Source organism: Phormidesmis sp. 146-33, from assembly GCF_052939515.1.
On sequence record NZ_JBJPHU010000176.1, the window covers coordinates 1 to 9,902 of the forward strand.

9 protein-coding genes are annotated in these 9,902 nt (G+C 49.1%); 8 read left to right on the top strand and 1 reads right to left on the bottom strand.

The features are described 5' to 3' along the window. The 8 genes from ACJ2PR_RS33545 to cobM form a co-directional block, all read left to right on the top strand. On the top strand, nucleotides 1-441 hold a 441-nt coding region (locus tag ACJ2PR_RS33545; protein WP_446880297.1), incomplete at its 5' end, for a VOC family protein. 16 nt (nucleotides 442-457) lie between these two features. Beyond that, nucleotides 458-1,141: a TMEM175 family protein gene (locus tag ACJ2PR_RS33550; protein WP_446880298.1), complete on the top strand. Its 684-nt coding sequence runs from the start codon at nucleotides 458-460 to the stop codon at nucleotides 1,139-1,141. A 23-nt stretch (nucleotides 1,142-1,164) separates the two neighbouring features. Beyond that, nucleotides 1,165-2,988, top strand: coding sequence for an AGE family epimerase/isomerase (locus ACJ2PR_RS33555; protein ID WP_446880299.1), 1,824 nt, complete (start codon nucleotides 1,165-1,167; stop codon nucleotides 2,986-2,988). Between the two features lie 388 nt (nucleotides 2,989-3,376). Further along, on the top strand, nucleotides 3,377-3,757 hold the full coding sequence (locus ACJ2PR_RS33560; RefSeq protein WP_446880300.1) for an STAS domain-containing protein: 381 nt from the start codon (nucleotides 3,377-3,379) through the stop codon (nucleotides 3,755-3,757). Between the two features lie 100 nt (nucleotides 3,758-3,857). Continuing rightward, nucleotides 3,858-5,975 (top strand): glycogen debranching protein GlgX, encoded by a 2,118-nt coding sequence (gene glgX, locus ACJ2PR_RS33565; RefSeq protein ID WP_446867963.1) that lies wholly within the window; start codon nucleotides 3,858-3,860, stop codon nucleotides 5,973-5,975. A gap of 170 nt (nucleotides 5,976-6,145) precedes the next feature. Beyond that, nucleotides 6,146-6,895 carry a DUF928 domain-containing protein gene (locus tag ACJ2PR_RS33570; protein ID WP_446880301.1) on the top strand — a complete coding sequence of 250 codons (750 nt, stop codon included), beginning with the start codon at nucleotides 6,146-6,148 and terminating at the stop codon, nucleotides 6,893-6,895. Nucleotides 6,896-7,219: 324 nt separating this feature from the next. Beyond that, nucleotides 7,220-8,089 carry a prolipoprotein diacylglyceryl transferase gene (lgt, locus tag ACJ2PR_RS33575; RefSeq protein WP_446880302.1) on the top strand — a complete coding sequence of 290 codons (870 nt, stop codon included), beginning with the start codon at nucleotides 7,220-7,222 and terminating at the stop codon, nucleotides 8,087-8,089. A gap of 173 nt (nucleotides 8,090-8,262) precedes the next feature. Beyond that, on the top strand, nucleotides 8,263-9,096 hold the full coding sequence (gene cobM, locus ACJ2PR_RS33580) for a precorrin-4 C(11)-methyltransferase (protein WP_446880303.1): 834 nt from the start codon (nucleotides 8,263-8,265) through the stop codon (nucleotides 9,094-9,096). Between the two features lie 5 nt (nucleotides 9,097-9,101). On the opposite strand, the gene argC is transcribed toward cobM, so the two are convergent. Further along, nucleotides 9,102-9,902, bottom strand: an 801-nt coding sequence (gene argC, locus ACJ2PR_RS33585; RefSeq protein ID WP_446880304.1) for an N-acetyl-gamma-glutamyl-phosphate reductase, incomplete at its 5' end; no start/stop codon positions are given.

A 9,902-nucleotide genomic window follows, 5' to 3' on the forward strand; every position in this document is an offset into this window, starting at 1 on the left:
CAACTAGCAATTACTTGTAAAGACGCGATCGCCACCGAACAGTTCTATACAAAATACTTCGGCTTCAAGCGGGCACGAGTTGCGAAACTCCCCGATGGTAATCAAATTGTGTTTATCAAAATGGCGGATAGCGCGTTCTATCTAGAGATTTTTCAAGCCAGTGAAGCCTCTCCGCTACCTCCTGCCACCAATGATGGTTACTCCTTTCCTTCAGTGCGTCACTTGGCGTTCAAAGTTAGCAGTGTCGATGAAAAGCTGGCTGAAATTGGAAACGCAGCCAAAATCACGCTCGGCCCGTTGAACTTTGACGACTACATTCCCGGTTGGCGGACGGTGTGGCTGGCTGACCCCGACGGCAGAATTATTGAACTGAGCGAGGGCTTTGTCGATGAAGAAAATCCCCCCGCCTTGGTGGATGAAAAAGTAGCGGTTAGCGCGTAGTTAAGGAACGATAGAAATGTCTGACAGCAGCGAATTTGAAAGTCTGGCTCCTAAGCCCAGAGCGCCTCACAGTAATGAACGATTGATGTTCTTTAGTGATGGTATTTTTGCAATCACGATTACCTTATTGGTGATCGAAATTAAAGTTCCTGAACTTCACGATGTCCCTGTAAATGAAATTACCCCAGCATTGTTAAAAGAGCTTGGTCACTTACTACCTAGCATTTGGGGATGCATTATCAGCTTTATGATTTTGGGGCTGTACTGGATTGCTCATCACAATATGTTTATGTCTATTAAGCATCACAATCATACGTTGCTGTGGCTAAACACATTTTTTTTGATGTGCATTGCGTCGGTTCCATTCACGACAGCGTTGATTAGTCATTATCCCGACCAACAAATTGCCGTTGTTTCCTATGCTGCGGTTTTGACGCTGACTGGTATTGTTCTCAATCTAATTTGGTGGTACTCAAGTACCCATCATTTGCTTGAAGAAGGCATTGAGCCAGAGTTCATTACTTTTGTGCATCGCTATATTCGGATTGCTCCGATCGTATACGCGCTCTCAATCCTGGTTTCATTCATCAGTGTCAATCTGGCTGAGTTCATGCTGATTGCAGTTTCTATTTACTACATCATTCCAAAACGATATCACCGCAAGCACTACAGACAGCTAGAGCGTCGTTTCAATCAGTAATTACCTTCTCGGAGAATGTTCTTATGGAACGCATGAATTTTACGTTTTCAGATCTGGTGACGGGGTATGTCACCTACTTCGATCGCGCCGCCAAAAGCTTTGGTATCAAGACCTCTGACGGTCGCATCTACGAGGCGCATCTCACCCCAGCCGCTTATGGCCGAATCGCTCAAAACCTCGAAGAACCCTACAACGACTGCACCGGACGCTTTGCCGAACTGCTCACCCCTGGTCAACATGTTTTTGCCTATGGCGTGTTTTATCCCCAGGGTGACGGGCACCGTTTTGACGTGAAATCTCTCGTCTTTCCGGGCGAAGCGACGGACGATTATCGGCATGAAGAAGCGGATTGGTGGGTCAAGCAAGTACGGTCGATCGCAGACAGCTATCTCAAGTGGCAGTTCAACTATCCCACTAACGACGTTGACTATCACGAATATCGCACTTATTTGCATCTCGCAGGTGCCAAAAAAGAAGACGATTTTCTGCAAGAAACGGACACGATTTCTCGGTTGGTTTACGGGTTTGCCTCTGCCTTCTTGATGACAGGCGAAGATCGATTCTTAGAAGCTGCCGAAAAAGGCACCGAATACCTGCGCGATCACATGCGCTTTTATGATCCTGATGAAGATTTGATCTATTGGTATCACGGCGTTCAAGTCACCGGAAATCGTGAACAAAAACTGCTAACTTCAGAGTTTGGCGACGACTTTGACGCAATCCCTGCTTACGAGCAAATTTACGCCCTCGCTGGACCGATTCAGACCTACCGCATCACAGGCGATCCACGCATTCTCAAAGATGCCGAAATGACTGTCGATTTGTTTGATAAGTTCTTTATTGATCGCGAAGGTGGTGGCTATTTCTCACACATTGATCCGATCACCCTTGATCCGAGAGCCGAATCTTTGGGACACAATCGCGCCCGCAAAAACTGGAATTCTGTCGGCGATCATGCGCCCGCTTACTTGATTAACCTTTATTTGGCAACAGGTGAACAGAAGTACGCTGATTTCCTGGAGTATACGTTTGACACGATCGCTAAGTACTTCCCTGATTATGACAATAGCCCCTTTGTTCAAGAAAAGTTTTTTGAAAACTGGAGCAAAGATCAGGAATGGGGCTGGCAACAAAATCGCGCCGTAGTCGGACATAACTTAAAGATTGCCTGGAACTTGATGCGAATGCAGTCTTTGAAATCTAAAGAAGATTACCAACAACTCGCAGAAAAGATTGCAACGCTAATGCCCAGAGTCGGCAGTGACCAACAGCGCGGCGGCTGGTATGACGTAGTAGAAAGAGAACTTGAGCCAGGAGACGAACATCATCGATTTGTGTGGCACGATCGCAAAGCCTGGTGGCAACAAGAACAAGCCATTCTCGCCTACATGATTTTAAATGGCATTACCAAAAAAGAAGAGTATCTGCGCCATGCGCGTGAAGCGGCAGCCTTCTACAATGCATTCTTCCTCGACCATGATGACGGTGGCGTGTACTTCAACGTGTTGGCAAATGGATTGCCTTTCTTGATGGGCAACGAACGCTTTAAAGGCTCTCACTCAATGAGCGGCTATCACTCCACAGAGCTGTGCTACTTGAGCGCTGTTTATACCAATTTGCTGATCACCAAACAGCCGATGGATTTCTACTTCAAGCCAATGCCTGGAGCCTTCAAAGACAACGTTTTGCGCGTCTCACCCGACCTTTTGCCGCCCGGTAGCATTCGGATTGGTCAATGCTGGATCGACGATCGACCCTACACCGACTTCGACGCAAATGCTCTCACTGTCAAGCTTCCCGATACTACAGAGCGCGTCAAAATCAAAGTTCAGATTGTCCCCAACTAACCCAAACTACGTCAGTTCGACGAGAGGAACTCGCTTCGTTTGCATCGGCTTCAGCCCCCTAAATCCCCCAAAATTGGGGGACTTTGACCAAGAAAAAGTTTCAGAGTTCAAAGAAATTATGCTGATTCAAAGTCCCCCAGAATGGGGGATTTAGGGGGCGAATCCCTCAATAACGAAGTGAAGAAACTCCATCGAATTCACGTTAAATTCGTCAGATTGTTCGCTTCAATTGCAACCCCCAACATCCCCAAAAATTGAGAGATTTTGAACAAGATCTTAGTCCCCAAAAACTGGGGGGCACAAGCCGTAAATAACGAAGCGAAAAAGCTCGATCGAGCCATCTAACGAACTATCCCTAACCAGTCCTTCACTCATTGAGTTTGCATTCATGGAGATTACGATCAAACAATTGCCAGTCACACTGCTGGATGGAACCGATGAAGTCATGGCGATCGTCGAGTTAGTCGGCGACATCAATGGCAGCACTGCCTCCAAAGTTCAATCTGAAGTGTTGCCCGTGGCAGAGTCCAACAGTCGGCTGATTTTGGACATGACTCAAGTTCCGTATATGTCTAGTGCGGGTTTGCGAATGTTGCTTTCTGTTTACCGTCAGGTATTGGCTAAAGAGGGCAAAGTCATTCTCGTGGGACTTGCCGAAGACCTGCAAGATACCATGTCCGTCACCGGATTTCTCGATTTTTTCACGACCTGCAACACGATCGACGAAGGCTATGAAGCCCTCAACGTCAAGGTTCAAGTCCTTAGTTAATTGATCATTAATCATTGGTCATGAGTCGTTAGTTTCTAGTCTTCTACAGATGACCAAGAACCAATGATGCGTGACCAATAATTTTATTGGAACTATCACAATGGAACGCATCGACATTCATCCGACTCATACTTACGGCGAGTTTAAGCTGCGTCGCGGGAAGCCTTTTCCGTTTGGCGCAACGATCGTGCCTGGCGGCGTTAATTTCTCGATTTTCTCCAGTCACGCGACATCTTGTGCGCTGGTGTTGTTCAAAAAAGGAATGCCGGAACCAATGGGGGAGATTCCCTTTCCTGATGAGTTTCGCATTGGCAACGTGTTTAGTATGACGGTGTTTGATCTCGATTACGAAAACATTGAGTACGGCTATCGGATGGATGGCCCTTTTGACCCCACGGCGGGACACTGGTTTGATTCGCGCAAAATTCTCATGGATCCTTACGCCAAAGTGATTGGTGGACGGGATGTGTGGGGAGTCACGCCCGATTGGAGCGATGTTTATCACCATCGATCGCGCATTGCCCTGGATGACTTTGACTGGGAAGACGATCGTCCGCTCGAAATTCCGCCCGAAGATCTGGTTGTCTACGAAATGCACGTTCGCAGTTTCACCAAGCATTCATCTTCTGGCGTTAAGCATCCCGGCACCTTTGCAGGCATTCGCCAAAAAATTGATTACCTCAAAGAACTGGGAGTCAACTGTGTAGAACTGATGCCCGTCTATGAGTTTGACGAGTTTGAAAATTCTCGACCCAATCCCCAAACGGGCGAGTTATTGGTCAATTATTGGGGCTACAGCACGGTTGGCTTCTTTGCACCCAAAGCGGGCTATGCCGCCACAGGTAAACTGGGAATGCAGGTCGATGAATTCAAAACTCTGGTCAAAGAACTGCACAAAAATGGTATCGAAGTCATGCTCGATGTCGTCTTTAACCATACGGCAGAAGGCAACGAACAGGGGCCTTATATCTCGTTTAGAGGCATCGACAATAAGACCTACTACATGCTCACGCCAGAAGGCTATTACTACAACTTTAGTGGGTGTGGAAATACGCTGAACTGTAATAACCCGATCGTTCGTAATATCGTTCTCGATTGCTTGCGCTATTGGGCAGCCGAATATCACATCGATGGGTTTAGATTTGATCTCGCATCCATTCTCGGTCGTGATCCCTGGGGCGCTCCGCTGGCCAATCCTCCTCTCCTCGAAACGCTGGCATTTGACCCGATTCTCGCCAAGTGCAAACTGATTGCCGAAGCCTGGGATGCAGGCGGACTCTATCAAGTTGGCTCCTTTCCAGCCTTTGGGCGCTGGGCAGAATGGAACGGCAAATATCGTGATGGCATTCGCAAATTTCTCAAAGGAGAACCCGGAAGTGCAGGCGATATGGCCCAACGAATTCAAGGCTCTCCCGACTTGTATGAATGGTCAGGACGCGCCCCCGCAACCTCAATTAACTTCATCACAGCTCACGACGGATTTACACTCGCAGATCTGGTTTCATACAACGAAAAACACAACGAAGCGAACGGCGAAAACAATAACGACGGCTCCAATGACAATGATAGTTGGAACTGTGGCGCAGAAGGCTGGACAGATGACCCTGGAATCAATTCCTTACGTCAAAGACAAATGCGAAACGCAATGGCAATGTTATTCGTCAGTCAGGGCATTCCCATGATTCTCATGGGAGACGAAATGGGACGCAGCCAGAATGGAAACAACAATACCTACTGTCATGACAACGATCTGAACTGGATCAACTGGGATCTTCTCAAAACAAACGCAAGCTTATTTCGATTTGTCAAACACTGTATCCACTTTCGTCACGCGCATCCCGTCTTACGCAACCACTGGCATTACCAGAATCGTGATTACGCAGGCAGCGGCTATGCAGACATCACCTGGCATGGGACACAAGCCTGGAATGCAAACTGGTCAGCCTCTAACAACACGCTCGCCTTTATGCTCTGCGGTAAACATGCCAAAGGCGGCACGATCGCTGACAATTTCATCTATGTCGCCATGAATATGCACTGGGAAGCCAGTTGGTTTGAGCTTCCGGGGTTGCCGCCTGAGATGCAATGGCACGTCTCCGTCAACACAGGCGCACCGTCTCCCGATGACTGCTGGGAGATTGGCAACGAACCCATTCTCGACAATCAGCAGGGGATTTTGTTGGGCGATCGCTCCCTCATCATCCTCGTTGGCAAATAAGCAGTTTGAGTTTTGGATCAAATGCATCCGCTGAGATTCAAAGCTCAAGCTTGCCCAATTAACCCTTGCCACAATTAACCATAATGGCAACAAAATAGTAGGTGGCTCCGTCATTCCTGCTTGGGGTGCGGAACTCAGCGATCGTTTAGACCCGTAGCTAACCTACTGATATGATGATTTCAAGATTTGCAGCCGCTCTCCTGATCGCAGGGGGTCTTCTCTCAGTGCAGGCGTTTGCAGCTAATGCGGGACAGAGCACTCGATCGGGTTCAAATGCAGGGACGATGGTTGCTCAGAAGAAAGCGAACTTACGCTACACGCCTCCCAAGCTTCCATCACGAGGCAGACCGCGAAACACGCAGGGGGCCGCTTCTCGTGGGGGTGAAGAGGTCGCTGTGGTGCAGGTAAAACTGTTGGCACCGACAGATCACATGGGTCAAACAACTCTAGGGCATCCCAGTTTTTTCTGGTACGTTTCGGGGGCTTCTCAATTTCCGGTAGAGTTTGCCTTGTTTGAGCGGGGCGTGGCAAAACCGATGTTTGTGAAGCGGATGGCGGTCAAACAAGCTGGAATCATCAAGCTAGAAATGCCTCAAAATTTGCCCCCCTTGCAGCCTGGAAAAGACTATCGCTGGTCAATTTCGATCGTGCAGTTTCCCACGATGATTTCTCTCAATCCCGTCTCTCAATCATTTGTGACGCGCGTTGAGTTAACGGCTGACCAGGCAAAAAAGTTGGCGACTATTACATCAGGTCGCGATCGGGCTGCTTTCTACGCAACTGCCGGGATCTGGTATGACGCACTGGCGGCGATCGCAACTGACTACTTAAACAAGCCAACTGACCCTAATCTTCGCGCAGATTTGGTGACTTTACTCAACCAAATTGGGTTGCCCCAAGTCTTAGAACAAAAGCTATAGTCGTCTGTCGTATTATTCCAACGGCCTTTGTAGGTTGAAAGAAATTTGATAACAGCGAAGCCATGCCCACCAAGGTCTTCCAATTTGAAACTGAAGCTTTTTTGTTTTGAGTGTGGAGCTTTGAGCAGAAGACATGGAGTGTTGAGCAAAAAGCGTGGAAGGCGGAGTAAAAAACAGGAACGCACCCTACGGGAAGCGAAGCTACCGCACTTCAAACAGGAACGATCGCGTTTCTGAGAAAATCAATCCACTGGCTTGCTGAAATGCTATGGTTTTTATGCTCGACCCCTCGCGGGTAACTCGAAGAGATCGCACCTCCCTCCCATGTCTGACACGTCTTTTTTGGCATTTCAATTTACGTCTCCGGGGCCGATCTTGTTTGAGTGGGGCCCGATCGTTCTGCGCTGGTACGGGCTGCTGATTGCGTCCGCCGTCTTGATCGGAGTCAGTCTTTCTCAAACGTTAGCTACCAAGCGGCGGGTCGATCCAGAACTGTTGAGCGATCTGGCCGTGTGGCTCGTGGTGGCAGCGATTCCCAGTGCTCGGCTGTATTATGTGCTGTTTGAATGGCAGCAATATGCCCAACATCCCGAAAAGATTGTGGCGATCTGGGAAGGGGGAATTGCCATTCATGGAGCGATTTTGGGCGGTACGATCGCCGCTCTAATTTTCTCAAAGATCAAGCGAATTTCGTTTTGGCAGTTGGCGGATCTGGTGGCTCCGTCGTTGATTTTGGGACAGGCGATCGGGCGCTGGGGCAATTTCTTTAATTCAGAAGCTTTTGGCGCTCCGACCAATCTGCCCTGGAAGCTGTTTATTCCGCCCGTGCATCGTCCCGCTGGCTTTGAGAATGTTGAATTTTATCACCCCACTTTTCTGTACGAGTCGCTGTGGAATTTGGCGGTGTTTGGTCTGTTGATGACGCTATTTATTCAAGATCTGCGCGGCAAAATTCGGCTAAAAGTTGGCACGCTGTTTTTGACTTACCTGATTGCTTACAGTTTGGGTCGCGTGTGGATCGAGGGACTGAGAACCGATAGCCTGATGTTTGGTGGATTACGAACGGCGCAAATTGTGAGTCTGATTGGAATCTCGCTCGGCGCGATCGGGCTAATCTGGCTGTATGGACTGCGGCGATCGCTCCCCGATGTCGTGCCTGATCCCAACGCCAGAGATTCTGAACTCTCGCAGTAAAAAATATCTAAAGATAAAAACCTCAATTTAAAAAGAAAAAACCCCCGAAGGGTTACTCCGGGGACTAGTCAGGGTGCATCTACCAATCCCCTTTACCCAAATCGTCGGTAGATATCCGGAAAGATTCTCCACGACAAACGTTTTTTTACTTGAGTGAGGCGCTAACAAACGTGATGAATAGGACTCCTTCAGACAATTTGCCGCGTTTGACTCCTGGTGTTTACATTGTCGGAGCCGGGACGGGCGATCCAGAATTGCTGACCGTCAAAGCTCAAAAACTGCTGTCACAGGCAGACGTGATTCTATTTGCCGACTCTCTGGTGCCCAGACAACTCCTGGAGGGCGCTCGACCTGACGCAGAAATCGTGCCGACAGCAGACAAAACGTTGGAGGAAATTTTGCCTTTGATGATTGAGAAGGTGCGATCGGGACGGTCGATCGTGCGCCTCCATTCTGGCGATCCCTGTCTCTATGGTGCAGTCCAAGAACAGATGCAGGGGTTGTTAGCGGCTAAAATTCCATTTGAGGTGGTGCCGGGGATCAGTGCTTTTCAAGCGGCTGCGGCTCGGCTGCGGGTGGAATTGACCATTCCAGGATTGGTGCAGTCGATCATTTTGACGCGAATCAGTGGTCGTACCGAAGTTCCGCAGGCTGAAGAACTCTCGACTTTGGCAGCGCATCAAGCGAGTTTGTGCCTTTATCTAAGCGCCCGTCATATCGAGAAGGCGATGTGGAAACTGATGCAGCACTATCCTGCTGATACACCCGTCGCCATCTGCTTTCGGCTGGGTTGGGATGATGAAAAAATTAGAGTAGTGGCACTGTCAGAAATGGCGATCGTCACCCTTCAAGAAAATTTAATTCGCACTACGCTGTATGTAATCAGTCCCGCTTTGACGGCGGCCACCGTTCCTACCGAATTTATTTCAGGCGATCGTCCCCTTGATTTGACGGGTGCTCGATCGCATCTCTACGACCCTGACCACGATCGCTTGTTTCGCGCCTAGAATTTTTACGGATAGAAGCTCATATTGGGTAAGCCGAGCGTTTCTTCCCAGCCCATCATCAAGTTGAGACACTGAATCGCCTGACCCGCTTGACCTTTGAGCAGATTGTCGATCGCTGACATGACAATCACCCGATTGTTACGAGGATCAACCTCGATGCCGATGTAGCAAAGATTAGTACCAGCCGCCCATTTGGTTTGAGGATAGATGCCTACGGGCAAAAGTTTGACCCAGGGTGACGATCGATAAAACGCGCTGTAGATCGTCAACAGATCTTCTCGAACTAAACCCGGATCGCGCAAAGTAGCGTAAACCGTTGCGAGAATGCCGCGCACCATCGGGATCAAATGAGGCGTAAACTGCACCAGCACTTCATGACCTGCCAAATCGCTGCAAATCTGCTCAATCTCAGGCGTATGGCGGTGTCGCGTCACACTATAAGCTGCCAGCGAGTTGTCAGCCTCAGCCAGCAATAAATTAGTTTTGGGTTGTCGTCCGCCCCCAGAAGTGCCCGATTTAGCATCCACGATCGCCGTTTCGGCCACGATTAATCCCTGCTTGAGCAACGGTGACAACGCCATCAAACTCGCCGTCGGATAACACCCCGGACAGCCCACCAACTGAGCCTGAGCGATGCGATCGCGATACAGTTCTGGTAGCCCATAAACCGCCGTTTCGGCCACATCGTGATCGGTGCGATCGCCGCCATACCAGGTTTTGTAGACATTCAGATCCGAAAAGCGATAGTCTGCCGACAGATCCAGCACTTTACAACCTTTTGCCAATAGGGTCGGAGCCATTTTGTA